This is a genomic window from Methylobacterium sp. A49B, assembly GCF_053346215.1.
Map to the genome: position 1 here is coordinate 109,020 of NZ_JBKFBO010000084.1, position 16,281 is coordinate 125,300.

15 protein-coding genes and 1 pseudogene are annotated in these 16,281 nt (G+C 71.4%); 5 read left to right on the forward strand and 11 right to left on the reverse strand.

Features of this window, described 5'->3' with window-relative positions:
- Positions 1-223 precede the first annotated feature (223 nt).
- The gene (locus ACLBX9_RS11510; RefSeq protein WP_010685156.1) at positions 224-373 is read left to right on the forward strand and encodes a hypothetical protein; all 150 of its coding nucleotides are present in this window, start codon (positions 224-226) and stop codon (positions 371-373) included.
- Positions 374-430: 57 nt separating this feature from the next.
- Here the strand turns inward: ACLBX9_RS11510 and ACLBX9_RS11515 are convergent, their stop codons facing one another.
- Both ACLBX9_RS11515 and ACLBX9_RS11520 read right to left on the reverse strand, forming a co-directional pair.
- Positions 431-652 (reverse strand): heavy-metal-associated domain-containing protein, encoded by a 222-nt coding sequence (locus ACLBX9_RS11515; RefSeq protein WP_010685155.1) that lies wholly within the window; start codon positions 650-652, stop codon positions 431-433.
- A gap of 61 nt (positions 653-713) precedes the next feature.
- On the reverse strand, positions 714-1,592 hold the full coding sequence (locus tag ACLBX9_RS11520) for a MipA/OmpV family protein (protein WP_010685154.1): 879 nt from the start codon (positions 1,590-1,592) through the stop codon (positions 714-716).
- Between the two features lie 279 nt (positions 1,593-1,871).
- Between ACLBX9_RS11520 and ACLBX9_RS11525 the strand changes: the two genes are divergently transcribed.
- On the forward strand, positions 1,872-3,329 hold the full coding sequence (locus ACLBX9_RS11525) for an EAL domain-containing protein (protein ID WP_447719011.1): 1,458 nt from the start codon (positions 1,872-1,874) through the stop codon (positions 3,327-3,329).
- A 126-nt stretch (positions 3,330-3,455) separates the two neighbouring features.
- Here ACLBX9_RS11525 and ACLBX9_RS11530 read toward each other — a convergent pair whose 3' ends face one another.
- The 5 genes and pseudogenes from ACLBX9_RS11530 to bla form a co-directional block, all read right to left on the reverse strand.
- Positions 3,456-4,766 (reverse strand): OprO/OprP family phosphate-selective porin, encoded by a 1,311-nt coding sequence (locus ACLBX9_RS11530; protein ID WP_447719012.1) that lies wholly within the window; start codon positions 4,764-4,766, stop codon positions 3,456-3,458.
- Between the two features lie 112 nt (positions 4,767-4,878).
- On the reverse strand, positions 4,879-5,727 hold the full coding sequence (gene panC / locus ACLBX9_RS11535; protein WP_447719013.1) for a pantoate--beta-alanine ligase: 849 nt from the start codon (positions 5,725-5,727) through the stop codon (positions 4,879-4,881).
- Positions 5,728-5,831: 104 nt separating this feature from the next.
- Positions 5,832-6,188, reverse strand: a complete 357-nt coding sequence (locus ACLBX9_RS11540; protein WP_085988040.1) for a hypothetical protein — start codon at positions 6,186-6,188, stop codon at positions 5,832-5,834.
- A 70-nt stretch (positions 6,189-6,258) separates the two neighbouring features.
- A pseudogene (locus tag ACLBX9_RS11545) lies at positions 6,259-6,746 on the reverse strand (YbaK/EbsC family protein).
- Between the two features lie 93 nt (positions 6,747-6,839).
- Positions 6,840-7,721 (reverse strand): class A beta-lactamase, encoded by an 882-nt coding sequence (bla, locus tag ACLBX9_RS11550; RefSeq protein WP_447719014.1) that lies wholly within the window; start codon positions 7,719-7,721, stop codon positions 6,840-6,842.
- A 156-nt stretch (positions 7,722-7,877) separates the two neighbouring features.
- Here bla and mnmE point away from each other — a divergent pair, with 156 nt between their 5' ends.
- Positions 7,878-9,203, forward strand: coding sequence for a tRNA uridine-5-carboxymethylaminomethyl(34) synthesis GTPase MnmE (mnmE, locus tag ACLBX9_RS11555; RefSeq protein ID WP_447719015.1), 1,326 nt, complete (start codon positions 7,878-7,880; stop codon positions 9,201-9,203).
- A gap of 15 nt (positions 9,204-9,218) precedes the next feature.
- Here mnmE and ACLBX9_RS11560 read toward each other — a convergent pair whose 3' ends face one another.
- Both ACLBX9_RS11560 and ACLBX9_RS11565 read right to left on the reverse strand, forming a co-directional pair.
- Entirely contained in the window at positions 9,219-9,701 is a 483-nt protein-coding gene (locus ACLBX9_RS11560) for a hypothetical protein (protein WP_039893852.1), read from the reverse strand.
- A 109-nt stretch (positions 9,702-9,810) separates the two neighbouring features.
- Complete coding sequence (locus tag ACLBX9_RS11565; protein ID WP_010685145.1) at positions 9,811-11,433, reverse strand: ABC-F family ATP-binding cassette domain-containing protein; 1,623 nt, start codon at positions 11,431-11,433, stop codon at positions 9,811-9,813.
- 232 nt (positions 11,434-11,665) lie between these two features.
- On the opposite strand from ACLBX9_RS11565, the gene ACLBX9_RS11570 reads away from it, so the two are divergent.
- Positions 11,666-11,926 (forward strand): hypothetical protein, encoded by a 261-nt coding sequence (locus ACLBX9_RS11570; RefSeq protein ID WP_039893851.1) that lies wholly within the window; start codon positions 11,666-11,668, stop codon positions 11,924-11,926.
- A gap of 123 nt (positions 11,927-12,049) precedes the next feature.
- On the opposite strand, the gene ypfJ is transcribed toward ACLBX9_RS11570, so the two are convergent.
- Together ypfJ and ACLBX9_RS11580 are read right to left on the reverse strand one after the other, a co-directional pair.
- On the reverse strand, positions 12,050-12,961 hold the full coding sequence (ypfJ, locus tag ACLBX9_RS11575) for a KPN_02809 family neutral zinc metallopeptidase (RefSeq protein ID WP_010685143.1): 912 nt from the start codon (positions 12,959-12,961) through the stop codon (positions 12,050-12,052).
- A gap of 155 nt (positions 12,962-13,116) precedes the next feature.
- A complete protein-coding gene (locus tag ACLBX9_RS11580) occupies positions 13,117-14,019 on the reverse strand; it encodes a uracil-DNA glycosylase (protein WP_447719016.1) in 903 nt (300 codons plus the stop codon).
- Positions 14,020-14,414: 395 nt separating this feature from the next.
- Between ACLBX9_RS11580 and ACLBX9_RS11585 the strand changes: the two genes are divergently transcribed.
- Positions 14,415-16,088: an electron transfer flavoprotein-ubiquinone oxidoreductase gene (locus ACLBX9_RS11585; RefSeq protein WP_447719017.1), complete on the forward strand. Its 1,674-nt coding sequence runs from the start codon at positions 14,415-14,417 to the stop codon at positions 16,086-16,088.
- Positions 16,089-16,281: the final 193 nt, after the last annotated feature.

Consider the following 16,281-nt stretch of genomic DNA (forward strand, 5'->3'; position numbering starts at 1 on the left):
CGAATCCAGTATTCAGATCGATAATGTAGGCGAATGAAGTCTCACCTGCCGGTTGTACTGCTGGCAACGTGATCAGGACTTGATGTCAAAACTTGCCAGTTGGCACGGCTCATGCAAGGCTCGCGTCGTGCCCGACTCCCGAACGGACAACGGCGTCCGGCAGGCCCACAGGATGGACTGTTCTTCCCGCGCGGCCGGGGACGCGGGATGAGGAGAGACCGAGATGTCGTCGCTCACGATCGGCCTGGGTGCCGTCTGTTGCGCGGCCGGCGCCGCCGCCCATTTCCTCGATCGCACCAAGCGGAAGGAAGGCCTGTTCGGGCTCGCGGGTTTCGCCCTGCTGCTCGCCGGGATGTTCCTCACCCGCTCGTAAGCCGGGTCCACCCCTGGCGAGGCCTGTGCCGGGCCTGCGTCGGCCGGTCCCGGCGACTCAGCCGGTCATGGCCGTGGCCGCGTAGCCTGCCTTCGTGAGGGCTTCGGCGATGATCAGGGCCTGCGCGTCGGTGCGGATGGCCACGCGCCCCGCGCTCCGGTCCACCGCGACGTCGGCTTCGGGATCGATGCGGCGCACCGTGCGGGTCACCGCGGCGGCGCAGCCGTCGCAGGTCATGCCGTCCACCCGCATCAGCAGCTCGGCGCGCGTCTCGTCCATGGCGACCTCCTAGAATCGTGTCGCCGGCATGTCGGGGTCCGGTCCGGCCCGCGCAAGCGGGTCAGAACAGGGCCGGCATGCGGAAGGCGTAGTCGATGCGCAGGCCGAACTGGTACTGGTTGGGGTTGCCGAACGGGCGGCGCACCAGAGGGCTGTCGCCGGAGGCCCCCAGGATGCGGTTGTAGCCGGCGTAGGCCGTGTAGGCCCAGGTCTCGCTCTGCGTGTAGGTCACGGCGCCGAGGACGCCCGCCGCGTAGTAGCTGTCCGGATTGTACGGGGTGACGCGGCCGTTCAAGGCCGCCTCGGCCGGCGACACGCCGAAATACTTCCGCGCGAAGCTGGCATCGCCGATGTTGAAGCGCGGACCCACCGAGAACAGGAACTTCTCCGTGGGGATGAGGTAGTCGGCCGCCAGTGAGCCGACCGTGCCGTGATGACCGTACACGCCCTGCCGGATCTCCGCCCGCGTGCGGATGAAGGAGACCGGGTAGAACTCCACGAACAGGCCCGGCTCCACGGCGAAGCGTGCGTCGCGGAGCCCGAACAGGTGACGGCGGTCGTCGCCGTAGTAGCGACCGGGCACGAACCGCGCCGTGGGGCCGATCCGGAAGGTCTGGTCGTCGTAGAGCGACAGGCTGAAGCCGTCATCCGGCGTCGAGAAGCGGCGTGGCTCGCCCACCCGGCGGATGTCGATGGAGGGATAGCCGACGGCCGTGTAGTCGCTGGCCCCGGGATAGCGCGGCACGGCCTGGATCGAGCCGCTCACCGTGACGATCCAGGTATTGGGATCGACCATGGCAAAGGTCGGCGTCGCGCGCGGAAGATCCGCGCCGAGATCCGCCGCGCGCGACGCGGTCGCGCCGGAGACGGCGAGGAGGATCCCGACACCGAGAATGGTGCGGAATCGTGGGCTGCGCGGAGGCACTGACGTCATGGCCACGCTTTATGGCTCTTTTTCATCCCGCGCGCATGCGCGCGGCGCACAAGCCGCAGCGCGACGCCGCGCAATCGGGCCGGCCGTGATGAATCCGCAACGTTCCAGCGGGCGCTCGCGTCACACCGCCCGGAATTCACACGCGCCGCGTCATCGGAGCCGACTTGCAGACTTGCCGCGCCGTTCCCGCGGGGCCAATGATTCGCCGGAGGGTCCTCGCCCGGCGGGGCTTCGCCCGGGATGTCCCCCGGCGACCGGTGCGTGATCCTGTCGGGTGTTCAGACGATGGTCCCGGTCCTCGGCCGGTACGCGGGGCTGTTGACGGTCGGCCTTCTCGGGCTCGTCGTGTTCGGGCCCCTCGCCGTGTTCCTGCCGCTCTGGAGTGCGCTGACGCTCGGCACCGCGGCCGCCGGCGTCGCCGGCCTCGCCCTCACCCGCATCGCCACCCTGAAGGCCCGCTGCGAGAAGCTGTCCGGCGAGGTCGATCTGCTGTCCCGGCGCCTGCTCAAGGTCGAGACGGCCGCCGCCGCCGCGGCGGTTCAGCCGCGGCCGGACGGCGCGGAGCCGGCCTTGCGGGCCCAGATCGAGGAGCTCACCGTCGAGTTCGGGCTGCTGAGCGGCATCGTCCGCGACCTCACCGCGGTGGTGAGCACCCAGGATGCCGAGATCGCGGGTCTCAAGGCCAGGCCGGAGCCGCCGCCTGTCCCGGTTGTCCCGGTTGTCTCGGTGCCGGCCGCGGACGCGATCACAGGACCGGCCGCGCCCGCGCACCGTCGCGAGACCGTCCCCGCACCGCAGGAACCGCTGCCCACCCGACCCGACGCCCCGCCGGCCGCGGCGACCCGGGAACCGGCGGCACCGACACGACCGATCCCGCCGCGGCCGATTCCCCCCCGGCCCGCCCGGGATGCCGCGGGCGAGGCCGAGATCATCCGGGCCTTCGAGGGGGAGGGGCTGGAGATCCACCTGCAGCCGGTCGTCACCCTGCCGCAGCGCAAGGTCGTTGCCTACGAGGCGCTGGTGCGGCTGCGGGTCGGCGACGCGCCGGTCCCGGCCGAGCCCGAGGCCTTTCTGCCGGTGCTGGAGCGCTACGGCCGCACCACCGAGCTGGACCGCCGCATGCTGCAGCGGGCCGCCATCGTGGTGCGCCACCTCGCACGGCGGGGCAGCGACACCACGCTGACCTACGGCCTCTCGCCCCTGTCGCTGTTCGAGCCCGGTTTGATGCGCGAGCTGGCCCGCATGGCGGCGGAGGATCCCGCCCTGGCGGGTCTGGTGCTGGCCCTGCCGCAGGCGAGCTGGCGCGGCCTCGACGCCGGGCAGCGGGGCCTGCTGGCGCCCCTGAAGGGCCGGATCGGCTTCAGCCTCGACCGGCCGGACAATCCGACCTTCAACCCGGCGGAACTCGCGGCGCTCGGCATCGGCCAAGTGAGGATGCCGGCCGCGATGCTGCTGCGGCCCGGGGCCGGCCAGCGCGGCCTGCCGGACATCGCCGTGGAGGACACGGCGCCGACCCTGGCGCGGGCGGGGATCCGCCTGGTCGCCACGGGCGTCGCCGACGAGGCGGACGTGCCGGACCTCATCGATCTCGACGTGCCGTTCGCGCAGGGCGGGGCCTTCGCGGCCCCGCGGCCCGTGCGCGCCGAGGTCCTGGCCGCCGCACCCGCCGATGCTCCGACGCCCCCGACCGCTCCGGAGCCGGAGCGGCGCCCGTTCCGGTCGGTGCTGCGCCGCGCGGTCTAGAGGCCCGCCCCGCTCGGCCTCCGCGCGGGGGGGCTGGCGGACCGACCGATCGCCCTCTCTCGCCCGACATGCAACGCGGAGCGGGGGGACTTGCGCGCTCGTGCGCCGAAACGGGGATCGCGGCGGCTACCAGTAGATCTGCAGCCGCGTGATGACAGTGTCGACCGAGAACGGCGCCGTGCCGAAGGCGTCGGACTGGGACTCGCCCGGCCGCACGCGCCCGTGGATGTAGTTGGCGATCAGGCGGAGGTTCGGCTCGGGGTACCAGCTCAGGCCGAGCGTCACGTCCCGCTCCGTCCCGCCGCGGAAGCCCCGGGCGTTGAGTTCGATGGCGCTGAAGCGGGCGGCCAGCTCGAATACGCCGATCCCGCCCCGCGTCACCCGCTGTCCCTCCGGCACGCTCACGCCCTTGAAGGTCGCGTAGGTGGTGCCGCCCTGGGGCGTCAGCGCGTAGCCGCGGCCCTCGCCGTTGAGCACCCAGCCCGCCTCGACGTAGCCCCCCTGGAAGCCGAGGACGGGCGGCGCCCCGCCGGGTCCCGGGAACCGCTCGATCTCGGCGCGGATATATTCGGCCTGCAGGAGGATCGGCCCGCTGCGATAGGCGATCTCGGTCCCGATCCGCGAGGCCCGGGCCACGTCGGGCAGGTCGCCGGTATCGACGAAGGGGCGGGCGAACAGGGAGGCTTCCGCCGGCGTCGAGAAGCTGAAATCGCCGTCGCTTCGGGAGCGCCGCCGGTGGATCCCCGCGAGCCCGAGATGCAAGGTCTCGCGCTCCTCCAGGATCGGCGCCCAGGTGGCGCGCGCCGCTGCCGCGACGCCGTCGCCCGAGATGCCGTTGCTGGCGGCGTTGCCGAATACGCCGGCCACCCCAGTCCAGGCCTGCCCGTGATGGCCGATCGCGAAGCCGAAGCGGCGGTCCGGCACGAAGGCGTTGGCCAGGGAGCGCTCGGTGAACAGGGTGTCGTTGTTGCTCTGCAGCCATTCGAGGCTGAACGGCACCTTCATGTTGCCCAGCGTCAGGATCGTGTCCGGCAGCCCTTTCCAGGCGACGAAGGCGTCGTTGATCGGCAGGATCGGATCGGCGAAATCGTACTGGAAGGCGATCACCCAGTCCCGGCCGATGGTCAGCGTCGGCTCGATCCAGGAGCGGTAGACGGTGACGGTGTCCGGGAAGGCGTCGCGCAGGCCCGGCCGGCTGAAGCCCGCCGCGCCGGCATCGATCTGCAGCCGGCCGCCGATCTGCAGCGTCACGTCCGGCTCGGGAAAGGTGAGGGCCAGCCCCTTCTCGTCGACGCGCAGGCGCTCGCCGTAGGGCCCGGCCATGCCCTCGAACGCGTCCTCGCCCGCGCCGGCCGGCGTCGCGAAGGCCAGGGAGGCGGCCAGGAGGGCCGGAGTGGGGCGCAGGCCGATCACGCCCCACAGTGAGCAGGTCGGCACGGGACCGCCAACATCACCGGTTGGAAATGCGCGAAAACAGCGGCCGCGTGGCCCGGCGGCCACGCCGCACGGATCCGCGACGGCGCGCGACGCGTGCGCGGTGGCGTGTCGCCTAGACCGCGAGGTTGTCGATGAGCCGGGTCCGGCCCAGGAAGGCGGCCGCCAGGACGCGGGCGGGGCCGTCGACCCGCTCCACCGTCGCCAGGGACCGGGCATCGCAGACCGCGAGGTACTGGACCCGGAACCCCGCCACCTCGAGCGCGGCCTTTCCGGCGGCGATCCGGCCGGCCACCGGGGTGCCGTTGCGCGAGGCGGCGGCGATGTCGGCCAGCACCGCGTGAAGCTTCGGCGCGACGGCGCGTTCCTCGGGAGACAAGTAGCGGTTCCGCGACGACATCGCGAGGCCGTCCGGCTCCCGCAGGGTGGGTACGCCGCGGATCTCGACGGCGAGGTCGAGGTCGGCCACAGCCTGCTGGATGACCCGCAGCTGCTGGAAATCCTTCTCGCCGAACAGGGCGACGTCCGGCCGGACCTGGTTCAGCAGCTTGGTCACCACCGTGGCGACCCCGGCGAAATGGCCGGGCCGGAACGGGCCGCACAGCCCCTCCGACAGCCCCGCGACCTCGATCCGCGTGGCGAAGCCCGGCGGGTACATGGTGCCGACCTCGGGCGTCCAGGCGGCGTCGGTTCCGGCCTGCCCGAGAAGCGCGAGGTCGGCCTGAAGGTCGCGCGGGTACCGGGAAAAGTCCTCGTTCGGGCCGAACTGGGTGGGATTCACGAAGATGCTCGCCACGGTCCTGCGGCCGATCCGCTGCGCCTCGGCCACGAGGGCGAGGTGCCCCGCATGCAGGGCTCCCATGGTCGGCACCAGCACGATGCGCTCGCCCGCCGCCCGCCATCCGGCGATGCAGCGACGGAGGGCGGCGAGATCGCTGAAATGCTGGGGCGTCGAATCGGGCACGGATCAGGCTCCGAACGGGGGACGAGGCCCGTCTAGAGCATGCGGCCGGCCCGAGGGAACAGCAAAGGGAAAGCCGGCGGGGCAACCCGTCCCGGCCGGTCGCGTCAGGGGCAGTAGGGCAGGAGGGAGCGCCCGAACGGATCGTCGACGCCGAGCGGCGGCGTGAAACCGTAGTAGCTCGGGTGCGACAGGCCGTACTCGGAGCCGACATAGCTCGGATCGTCGGGGGCGTTGGTCGGCACCCGTGCCCGCCGGGGCGTGCAGCCCACCGGCACCGGGCGTGTCCGCACGGCGTAGACCGGGCGCCGGTCCATCCCGTCGCTGCGTGGGAAGAAGCGCGGGCTTCCGGCGAGGCCGGGCTCGGCGACACCGCGGACATCGAGATCGGCCGCCGCGCCGGAACCGCCGAGCAGCAGGGCGAGTCCGAGTCCCACCCCTAGGCTCCGTCCCGTCATCCGCATGCCGCACCCGTCACTCTCCGCGCGCCGGACCCTGCGGCAACAGGGTAAACGCGGGCTTACCCGGAGCGGATCAGGTGAGCGGCACGACGAGGGCCTGCAGCGCGGCGACGAGGTGGGCCTCCGTCAGGCGGATCTGCAGCCCCCGGCCGCCGCCGTTGATGTGGATCTCCGCGCCTGGGTCGCCGAGGGAGCCGGCATCGATCGAGTGGGAAAGGACCGCTTCTGCCCGAGGGGACTGATCCCGCCCACGTGATAGCCCGTCAGCCGCTCGGCCTCGGCGGGCTTGAGCATCGCCGCGCCCTTGCCGGCGAAGGCGGCGGCCACCCGCTTCATCGAGACCTCCCTGTCGGAGGCCACCAGCAGGCAGACGGGACGCCCGTCCACGGCCGCCATCAGGGTCTTCAGCACGCGGTCGGGTGCGACCCCGAGGGCCTCCGCGGCCTGGAGGCCGATGCGCTGGGCGTCCGGGTCGTAATCCTAGGCGTGGAGGCTGCAGCGAATCCCGGCCCTCTCGAGGGCCTGGGTCGCGCGGGTGCTCTTCGGGGCTGTCTTGGCCATGTCCTGTCGAACGGTCGGTCGTGGGTCAGGTCCGGCGATGGTGTCGGCCCCGTCGCGGCGCGCGTCCGCCGGGGGCGTCGGCCGTCACCCGGATCAGGCGCCGGCCGCCCGCGCGGCGATGAGCCGTCCGATCTCGGCATAGGCCGATTCGACGACCTCCGCGGGCGCCGTCGCGCCGGTCATGTACACGGCGGCGATCACGGGGGCACGCCCCGGCGGGCGCAGGATCGCCACGTCGTTGAACGAGCCGTTGTCGCCGCTGCCGGTCTTGTCGCCGACGGGCCAGTCCTTCGGCAGGCCGGCGCGAAGCCGCTTGAACCCGGTCTGGCTCGCGACCATCCAACCCTCCAGCCGCGCGCGCGAGGACGGGGACAGGACTGAGCCGAGCAGGATCCGGCCGAGGGTCGCCTGCATGGCCTCCGGCGTGGTGGTGTCGCGGGGGTCGCCCGGGATGGCCTCGTTCAGGGGCGGCTCTGTGCGGTCGAGCCGGGTCACGGGGTCGCCGAGCCCGCGCAGCCAGGCGGTCAGGCCCGCCGGTCCACCCAGGGGGACGAGGAGCAGGTTCACGGCGGTGTTGTCACTCCATTCGAGGGCGGCGGCGCAGAGGTCCGAGACGGAGAGCTGTCCGGTCCCGCCGGCCGCCTCCAGCGCCTTCCGGGTCACCGGCGCGTAGCTCAGAAGGTCCTGGGTCCCGTACCGGACGGTCCGGTCGAGGCTCTCCGAGCCGGCATCGACGCGTGCCAGAATGGCCGCGACGGCCAGGACCTTGAAGGTGCTGCAGAGTGGGAAGCGCTCGTCCGCCCGGTGGCGGAGCAATGCCCGCTCGGCCGAATAGGCGGCGACGCCGAGCCGGCCGCCGAGCCGGTGCTCAATGGCGGCGAGATCGGATGCATCCCCCGCGAGGGCTGAGCGTGCCGGCAGGATCAGCGGGGCGGCGAGGAGCGTGCGGCAGAGCGTGCGGCGCGTTGGGTGCATCGTGGGCTCCCTCCTGGTTCGATCGGCCCGCGCCTGGTCTGCGGGTCCGGACCGTCTCGGCGCGCCGCCGGAATGGCGTATAGGACGGCCCGCGTGTTTCACGTGAAACCAGCGCTGAGGCGGAGAGATGGCAGAGCTTGCCTGTGGCCGCGAACCATGACGGCATCTGAAACCCTGTTCGCACCCGCCAGCGGGTTCGGTCGCGCCGCCGTGGCGGTGGTCCGGATCAGCGGGCCGGCCGCCCGGGACGTCCTCGTCGCCTTGAGCGGCGCTGTCCCGGCCGCCCGGCGCCTGTCGCTCCGGACCCTTCGCGACCCGGCGGACGGGACCGAACTCGATCGCGCCCTGGTGGCGTGGTTCCCCGGACCGGAGACCTACAGCGGCGAGGATATGGCCGAGCTGCACCTCCACGGTGGTCCGGCGGTCCGCATGGGGGTTCTGGCGGCGCTGGCGCGCCTGCCGGGCTGCCGCGCCGCCGGCCCGGGCGCCTTCACGCGGCGGGCGGTGCTGAACGGCCGGATGGACCTCGCCGAGGCCGAGGCGGTGGCCGACCTCATCGATGCCGAGACGGAGGGGCAGCGCCGTCAAGCCCTGCGTCAGCTCGACGGCGCCCTCAGCCGTCAGGTTGCCGCTTGGCGGGCGGAGGCGATCGACTGCCTAGCCTCCGCCGAGGCGGCCCTCGATTTCTCCGACGAGGGCGACGTGGACGAGGCCGGGCTGGACGTCGCCCTGTTCGACCGCGCCGCAGCCCTGCGTGACACGATCGTGACGGCGTTGCGCGACGGACGGCGGGGCGAGCGCCTGCGCGACGGCTTCACGGTGGTGCTTGCGGGCGCGCCGAATGCCGGCAAATCGACCCTGCTGAACGCCCTGAGCCGACGGGACGTCGCCATCGTCTCGGAGATCCCCGGTACGACCCGCGACGCGATCGAGGTGCGGCTGGATCTCGCCGGCCTGCCGGTCCTCCTCGTCGATACGGCGGGCCTGCGCGTGACCGATGAGCCGGTGGAGGCCGCCGGTATCCTCCGGACACGCGCCCGGATCGAGGCCGCCGACCTGATCCTGGTGCTGGTGCCACCCGACGGGTCACCGCCCGACCTCGGACCGGTAGTGACCCCGACCCTCACGGTGCACACCAAAGCCGATCTTTTTGCCGGCTCATCATCATTGGGTGCGGGCGGTGCGCTCTGCGTCTCGGCCCGTACGGGCCTGGGTCTCCAGGCCCTGATTGACGCCGTGCAGGCCGAGGCCGAGAACGGTCTCGGCCATGGCGACGCGCTGATCACCCGCGCGCGTCACCGCGCGGCGCTCGAAGCCTGCGTGGAGCACCTCGACCGCATGCTCGCCGGCGCCGGCGGACTGCCGGAGCTCGCCGCCGAGGATCTGCGTCTCGCCGTCCGCGCCCTCGGGGAGGTCGCCGGCCATGTCGGTGTCGAGGACGTGCTCGATCGATTATTTGCCGGCTTCTGTATCGGCAAGTAGGCGGCCGGGCCCGGCCTACGACTGGGGCAGCCGCAGCACCCGCGGGCGCCAGATCCCGAGGGCGACATTCGCCGTGGACACGGCGAGCAGCACCCACAGCGTGCCGCGCTCGCCCTGGAGCGCGGTTGCCAACGCGGCGGGATCGAAGGACCCGGCGAGAGCCTGGGCGCTCTGCTCGGCTTCGCGCTTCATCGGCCCCTGCACGTAGACCAGCCCGCCCTCGAACATCAGGACGCCGGTGGCGAGCTTGATCCAGGCCCAGCCGGCGTTGAGGTAGGCGCGGTTGAGCGCCATGGCGAGCAGGCCGGACATCAGCGTCACCGCGAGCGCCGGCAGGAAGATCCAGGTGGCGACGGCGCCCATCGCGCCGCGCATCGCCGCATACCCGGCCAGCGCCGTCGGCGGCGGCGCGAGGCTCAGCAGGATCACCAGGGACGCCATCGCCCCCAGCAACCCGGCGGACCCCATCGTGTGGAGGAATTTCAGCAGGCGTCGCACGGCATCTCACCAGGGCCGCTTTCGCGCAGCCTAACCTGGGTTGCGCGCGGAGGTAAGCGGAGCGTCCGTCGCAGGGCCTCCGGACGCGTCCCACCCGCGCGGGCGGCCCTCAGCTCCGCAGGCCCGGCGCCTCCTGGCCGGTGCGGGCCACGTACTCGGTGTAGCCGCCGCCGTACTGGTGGATCCCCTCCGGCGTGACCTCCAGCACCCGGTTCGACAGGGCCGCCAGGAAATGCCGGTCGTGGGACACGAACAGCATCGTGCCCTCGTAAGTGGCCAGCGCCTCGATCAGCATCTCCTTGGTGCCCATGTCGAGGTGGTTGGTCGGCTCGTCGAGCACCAGGAAGTTCGGCGGGTCGTAGAGCATCAACGCCATGACCAGCCGGGCCTTCTCGCCGCCCGAGAGCACCCGGCAGCGCTTCTCGACGTCGTCGCCCGAGAAGCCGAAGCAGCCGGCGAGCGCCCGCAGCGATCCCTGCCCGGCCTGCGGGAAGGCCTCCTCCAGGGTCTGGAACACGGTGCGGTCGCCGTCGAGCAGGTCCATGGCGTGCTGCGCGAAGTAGCCGAGCTTGACGCTGCCGCCGACCGTGACCGAGCCGTCGTCGGGGGCCGTGGTGCCGGTCACGAGCTTCAGCAGCGTCGACTTGCCGGCGCCGTTGATCCCCATCACGCACCAGCGCTCCCTGCGCCGGACCGAGAAGTCGAGCCCCTCGTAGATGGTGCGGCTGCCATAGCGCTTGTGGACGCCTTTCAGCATCACGACGTCGTCGCCCGAGCGCGGCGCCGGCTGGAACTCGAAGGCCACCGATTGCCGCCGCCGGGGCGGCTCCACGCGCTCGATCTTGTCGAGCTTCTTCACCCGGCTCTGCACCTGCGCGGCGTGGGAGGCCCTGGCCTTGAACCGCTCGATGAAGGCGATCTCCTTCGCCAGCATCGCCTGCTGGCGCTCGAACTGGGCCTGCTGCTGCGCCTCGTTGAGCTTCCGCTGGCCCTCGTAGAAGGCGTAGTCGCCCGAGTAGGAGGTGAGCGCGCCGCCGTCGATCTCGATGACCTTGGTGACGATGCGGTTCATGAACTCGCGGTCGTGCGAGGTCATCAGCAGGGCGCCGTCATAGCCCTTCAGGAACGATTCGAGCCAGATCAGGCTCTCGATGTCGAGGTGGTTGGACGGCTCGTCGAGGAGCATGACGTCCGGGCGCATCAGCAGGATGCGGGCGAGGGCCACGCGCATCTTCCAGCCGCCCGAGAGCGCGCCGACATCGCCGTCCATCATCTCCTGGCTGAAGCTCAGGCCGTCGAGCACCTCGCGGGCCCGGCCCTCCAGGGCGTAGCCGTCGAGCTCCTCGAACCGGGCCTGGACCTCGCCGTAGCGCTCGACCAGGGCGTCCATCTCGTCGGCGCGGTCCGGATCGGCCAAGGCGGCGCCGAGCTCGGCGAGTTCGGCCGCCACCGCGCTCACCGGGCCGGCCCCGTCCATCACCTCGGTGACGACGCTGCGGCCCGACATCTCGCCGACATCCTGGCTGAAATAGCCGATCGTGATGCCCCGGTCGGCGGCGACCTGCCCCTCGTCGGGCTGCTCCTGGCCGATGATCATCCGGAACAGGGTGGTCTTGCCGGCCCCGTTCGGGCCGACCAGCCCGACCTTCTCGCCCCGCTGCAGGGCGGCCGAGGCCTCGATGAAGACGAGCTGCCGCCCGTTCTGCTTGGTGATCTTGTCGAGGCGTATCATGCGGCGAGCCGTGTCGGGGGATCTGCGGGGCGCTTACGGCATGGATCGAGACGGCGCAAAGACGGGGCGGCCCATGGGCGGCCCTGCAATGCGCGCAACCGTGGCCCTCATCCATGCGTCCTGCGGCTTTTCGGCCCGATTTCGCGGGCTACGTCGTTTCCCTGCCGCACGGACGGACGGCCCGGCCTATATGGTGCCGGGCTTGGCCGTTGCGGTCGCTCTGAGGAACGCGATGTTTTGCGGTTGGTGGACGACGAGCCTCGACATGGCCATGCTCGGCCTGGAGGCCCAGGGCGTGATCGCTCAGCGGATGGCGATGTTCGCCTTCGGCGGCCCGGCCGCGCAGGTCGAGGCGCAGCTGATGGTGACCGAGAAGATCATGGCCGCCAGCGAGGCCGCCCTGATGCTGGCCGCGGGGGCCTCGAACGGCAAGGTGATCCGCAGCTACCGGCGGAAGGTCCAGGCCAACGCGCTGCGGTTGAGCCGGGGGTGAGGCGGTACGCCGTCTTTGCGAGCGCAGCGAAGCAATCCAGTCGGCACCACTATCCGAGAGGTCGCGCTGCCCTGGGTCGCTTCGCTCCGCTCGCAAGGACGGGGTTGAGGCTCTCGGAGCGCCTCAGTTCCCCGCCGTCCGGAACGTGTCGCAGGCCTTGGTCTGGCCGCTCTTGTAGCCGGCCGTGAACCAGCGCTGCCGCTGGGCCGAGGAGCCGTGGGTGAAGGAATCCGGCACCACGTAGCCGCGCGAGCGCTGCTGCAGGGCGTCGTCGCCGATCTGCGCGGCGGCGTTGAGCGCCTCGTCGATGTCGCCCTGGTCGAGTTCGGCGTACTTGTCGTTGGAGTTCTTGGCCCAGACGCCGGCGAGGCAGTCGGCCATCAGCTCGATGCGCACCGAGAGGGCGTTCGCCTCGGTCTTGCTGGAGGCCTGCTGCTGGCGCTGCTGGACCTTGCCGAGGATGCCGAGCACGTCCTGGACGTGGTGGCCGACCTCGTGGGCGATGACGTACGCGTAGGCGAAGTCGCCCTTCACGCCGAACTTCGAGGCCATCTCCTTGAAGAAGCCCGTGTCCAGATAGACCTTCTTGTCGAGCGGGCAGTAGAACGGGCCCATGGCCGCCTGGGCCGAGCCGCAGCCCGAGCGGGTGCCGCCGGTGTAGAGCACCAGGGTCGTCGGGGTGTACTGCTTGCCGGTCTGCTGCGGCAGGATCTGGCTCCACACGTCCTCGGTGTTGCCGAGGATCTTCGACGCGAACCGGCCGCTCTCGTCGGTGGGTGCCTGGCGGCGCTTCGCCTGGGTCTGCGGGTCGGCGGGCTGCTCCTGCTGGCTGTGGCCGCCGCCGATCCGCTCGGCGCCGCCGATCAGGATCGCCGGGTTGATGCCCGTGAAATAGCTGATGATCAGCAGCACCACGATGGTGCCGATGCCGAGCCCGCCGGCGCCGCCGCCGGGAAAGCCCATCCCGCCACCGCCGCCGCCCTCGCCGCGGCGGTCCTCGACGTTGTCGGAGCTGCGTAGATCTTCCCAGCGCATGGTCGGGTCCCGCCATCGATGCTGCGCCGGCCGCCTCGGGCAGGACGCGGTTTGCCGTGCGTCGTCGTGTCCGGACGGCGGCGGACCGCCGGCGGGAACGAAGCTCTAATGGCGGGAGGGGAGACCCGGTTCCGCGATCCGGGTCAAGCTTGCGGTCAAGCTTTCCCGTCCAGCAGCGCGCGCAGGGCGCGGAAGTCCCGCCACGCCAGGCGCTTCTGGACCGGCTGGCGCAGCAGGAAGGCCGGGTGGAGGGTCGCCAGCAGCTTCACCTCGCGGCCGGGCAGCCGGTAGGGAAACAGCCGGCCGCGGGTGCGCAGGATGCCGTCCTTGGTGCCGGTCAGCGTCTGGGTCGCGGGCGCGCCGAGGCACACGATGATGTCCGGGTCGACCAGCTCGATCTGGCGCTCCACGAAGGGTCGGCAGACCGCCACCTCCTGGGGGGTCGGGTTGCGGTTCCCCGGGGGCCGCCACGGCACGATGTTGCCGATATACGCGCTGGTCCGGTCGAGCCCGACCGCCTTCATCATCTTGTCGAGGAGCTGGCCCGAGCGGCCCATGAAGGGTTTGCCGATCCGGTCCTCGTCGGCGCCGGGCGCCTCGCCGAGAAACATCACCCGCGCCTCGGGGTTGCCATCGGCGAAGACGAGGTTCTTCGCCGTGAAGCGCAGCGGGCACGCGTCGAAATCCGCGAGGATCCGCTCCAGCTCGTCGAGACTCTTGGCCTGCCGTGCCCGGGCGCGGGCGTCGCTCGCGGCCTCGTCGGGCTGGGCGCTGGCGGCGCGGCCGAAAGTGCGCGGCGCCGCAGGGGAGGGAGCCGCGAGCGGCGGCGAACCGGGGGGTGGCACTAGCGTGTTGGCGACGGCGCTGACGGGCTGCTCGGTGGACCGGGGCGCGGCCCGGCGCTGGGTGCGCAGGGTCGGCGCGGGCGTATCGGTCTCCGTGAAGCGGTCGTGCGGATGCTCGTCGAGCGCCGCGTCGGCACCGGCCTCCACGTGAAAATCGAGATAGGCGATCAGGTCGGCTTGCGCGTCGGTCGGGCTCGGCATGGGACTCAGCATGTGGGATCGCCGGGACCTGTGGACAACTCAGGGAATCGCGTCGGGTGGCAAGGGCTTGCGTGACCGAACAGCGCGGTGTCTTCCGGCCCCGAGACACCGATCGTCCCACCCTGTCCCCTCATCCTGAGGTGCCGGAGCGCAGCGCAGGCCTCGAAGGAGGGCTCCAGCCAGCCGCGCGATCCCTGGAGCCCTCCTTCGAGGCCCGCTCCGCGGTCACCTCAGGATGAGGGGGTGGGTGGGCGTATCCCGTATCCTCTCCGGTGCGGCAAAGGGAACTTTGCCTTGAGCTTGAGCGTCGGCAACTTGCCTTTCCAGCTTGGAATCGCTTGAGACGGCATCAGCGTTGCCGGTCCGGCGAGACATCGGGGCTGGAACAAAGAAAAGGAGAGGCGAGGATGGCGCTGCCCGAACGCGAGAGCATGGATTTCGACGTGGTCGTGGTCGGCGCCGGCCCGGCCGGGCTCGCCACCGCGATCCGCCTGAAGCAGCGCGCCGCCGAGATCGGCGAGGAGATCTCCGTCGTCGTCGTCGAGAAGGGCTCGGAGGTCGGCGCCCACATCCTGTCGGGGGCGGTGATCGACCCGATCGGCCTGGATCGCCTGCTGCCGGAGTGGCGCACCGATCCGGAGCGGCCGCTCAAGACGGAGGTGCAGCGCGACGAGTTCATGATGCTCACCAAGAACAGCGGCATCACCCTGCCGAACGTGTTCTTCCCCAAGCTCATGTCGAACCACGGCAACTTTGTCGGGTCGCTCTCGAACGTGTGCAAGTACCTGGGCGTCCAGGCCGAGGCGCTCGGCGTCGAGATCTATCCCGGCTTCCCGGCCTCCGAGGTGCTGTTCGACGACAACGGCGCCGTGGCGGGCATCGCCACGGGCGATCTCGGCATCGGCAAGTCGGGCGATCCGCGCGACGACTACACCCGCGGCATGGAATTGCGCGGCAAGTACACGGTGTTCGGCGAGGGCGCCCGGGGCAATCTGACCAAGGGGCTGATCCAGCGCTTCGAGCTCAACCGGCACAGCGACCACTTCAAGTACGGGCTCGGCGTGAAGGAGCTGTGGCAGCTCGCCCCCGGCAAGTTCGAGCCGGGGCTGGTGCAGCACACGATGGGCTGGCCGCTGCCCAACAAGGCCGGCGGCGGCTCCTGGCTCTACCATTTCGGCGACCACCTGCTCTCGGTCGGCTTCGTCACGCACCTGAACTACGAGAACCCGACCCTGTCGCCGTTCGAGGAGTTCCAGCGCTTCAAGACCCACCCGATGATCGCCGAGACCTTCGAGGGCGCCAAGCGCATCGGCTACGGGGCGCGGGCCATCATGGAGGGCGGCTGGCAATCGGTGCCGAAGCTGGTCTTCCCCGGCGGCTGCCTCGTCGGCTGCTCGGCCGGCTTCGTGAACGTGCCGCGGATCAAGGGCTCGCACAACGCGGTGCTGTCCGGCATGCAGGCGGCCGACGCCATCGCGGACGCCCTGAAGGCGGGCCGCGCCGGCGACGAACTCACCGCCTACGAATCCGGCTGGCGCGACAGCCCGATCGGGCAGGACCTGAAGGCGGTGCGCAACGTCAAGCCGCTCTGGTCCAAGTACGGCACGCTGGTCGGCGTCGGCCTCGGCGGCATCGACATGTGGGCGACCACCATCCTGGGCGCCTCGCCGTTCGGCACGCTCGCGCACGGCAAGCCCGACCACGCCTGCCTGAAGCCGCTCTCCGAGGTGACGCCGATCGTCTACCCGAAGCCCGACGGCAAGCTGACCTTCGACCGGCTGTCCTCGGTCTACCTGTCGAACACCAACCACGAGGAGGACCAGCCACCCCACCTGAAGGTCCGCGACCTGGAGCTGCAGAAGCGCTCCGAGCACGACGTCTTCGGCGGCCCTTCCGGCCGCTACTGCCCGGCGGGCGTCTACGAGTGGGTGGAGGACGCGTCCGCGAGCGACGGCGTGCGCTATCAGATCAACGCGCAGAACTGCGTCCACTGCAAGACCTGCGACATCAAGGATCCGAACCAGAACATCGACTGGGTGACGCCGGAGGGTCCGGGCGGGCCGAACTATCCGAACATGTGAGGATCGCCCCCGGCCGGGGAGCCGGAGCATCTGTCTTTGCGAGCGCAGCGAAGCGATCCAGCGGCGTCACGCCTTCCGCGGTGGCGCCGCCCTGGGTCGCGTCGCCGTGCTCGCGATGACGGGAACGCGGACGACGCGCTCCGCGGCCCCGACGCCATCCTTTCGCCTTGCGGGGCTGGCGGGATGGGTTCAG

Coding starts and splice junctions, on each gene's coding strand:
- ACLBX9_RS11565 (WP_010685145.1), bottom strand. CDS start 11,433: ATGATACGCCTCGACAAGATCACCAAGCAGAACGGGCGGCAGCTCGTC.
- ACLBX9_RS11515 (WP_010685155.1), bottom strand. CDS start 652: ATGGACGAGACGCGCGCCGAGCTGCTGATGCGGGTGGACGGCATGACC.
- ACLBX9_RS11580 (WP_447719016.1), bottom strand. CDS start 14,019: ATGCTGAGTCCCATGCCGAGCCCGACCGACGCGCAAGCCGACCTGATC.
- mnmE (WP_447719015.1), top strand. CDS start 7,878: ATGACGGCATCTGAAACCCTGTTCGCACCCGCCAGCGGGTTCGGTCGC.
- ypfJ (WP_010685143.1), bottom strand. CDS start 12,961: ATGCGCTGGGAAGATCTACGCAGCTCCGACAACGTCGAGGACCGCCGC.
- ACLBX9_RS11570 (WP_039893851.1), top strand. CDS start 11,666: ATGTTTTGCGGTTGGTGGACGACGAGCCTCGACATGGCCATGCTCGGC.
- ACLBX9_RS11585 (WP_447719017.1), top strand. CDS start 14,415: ATGGCGCTGCCCGAACGCGAGAGCATGGATTTCGACGTGGTCGTGGTC.
- bla (WP_447719014.1), bottom strand. CDS start 7,721: ATGCACCCAACGCGCCGCACGCTCTGCCGCACGCTCCTCGCCGCCCCG.
- ACLBX9_RS11525 (WP_447719011.1), top strand. CDS start 1,872: ATGGTCCCGGTCCTCGGCCGGTACGCGGGGCTGTTGACGGTCGGCCTT.
- ACLBX9_RS11540 (WP_085988040.1), bottom strand. CDS start 6,188: ATGCGGATGACGGGACGGAGCCTAGGGGTGGGACTCGGACTCGCCCTG.
- ACLBX9_RS11510 (WP_010685156.1), top strand. CDS start 224: ATGTCGTCGCTCACGATCGGCCTGGGTGCCGTCTGTTGCGCGGCCGGC.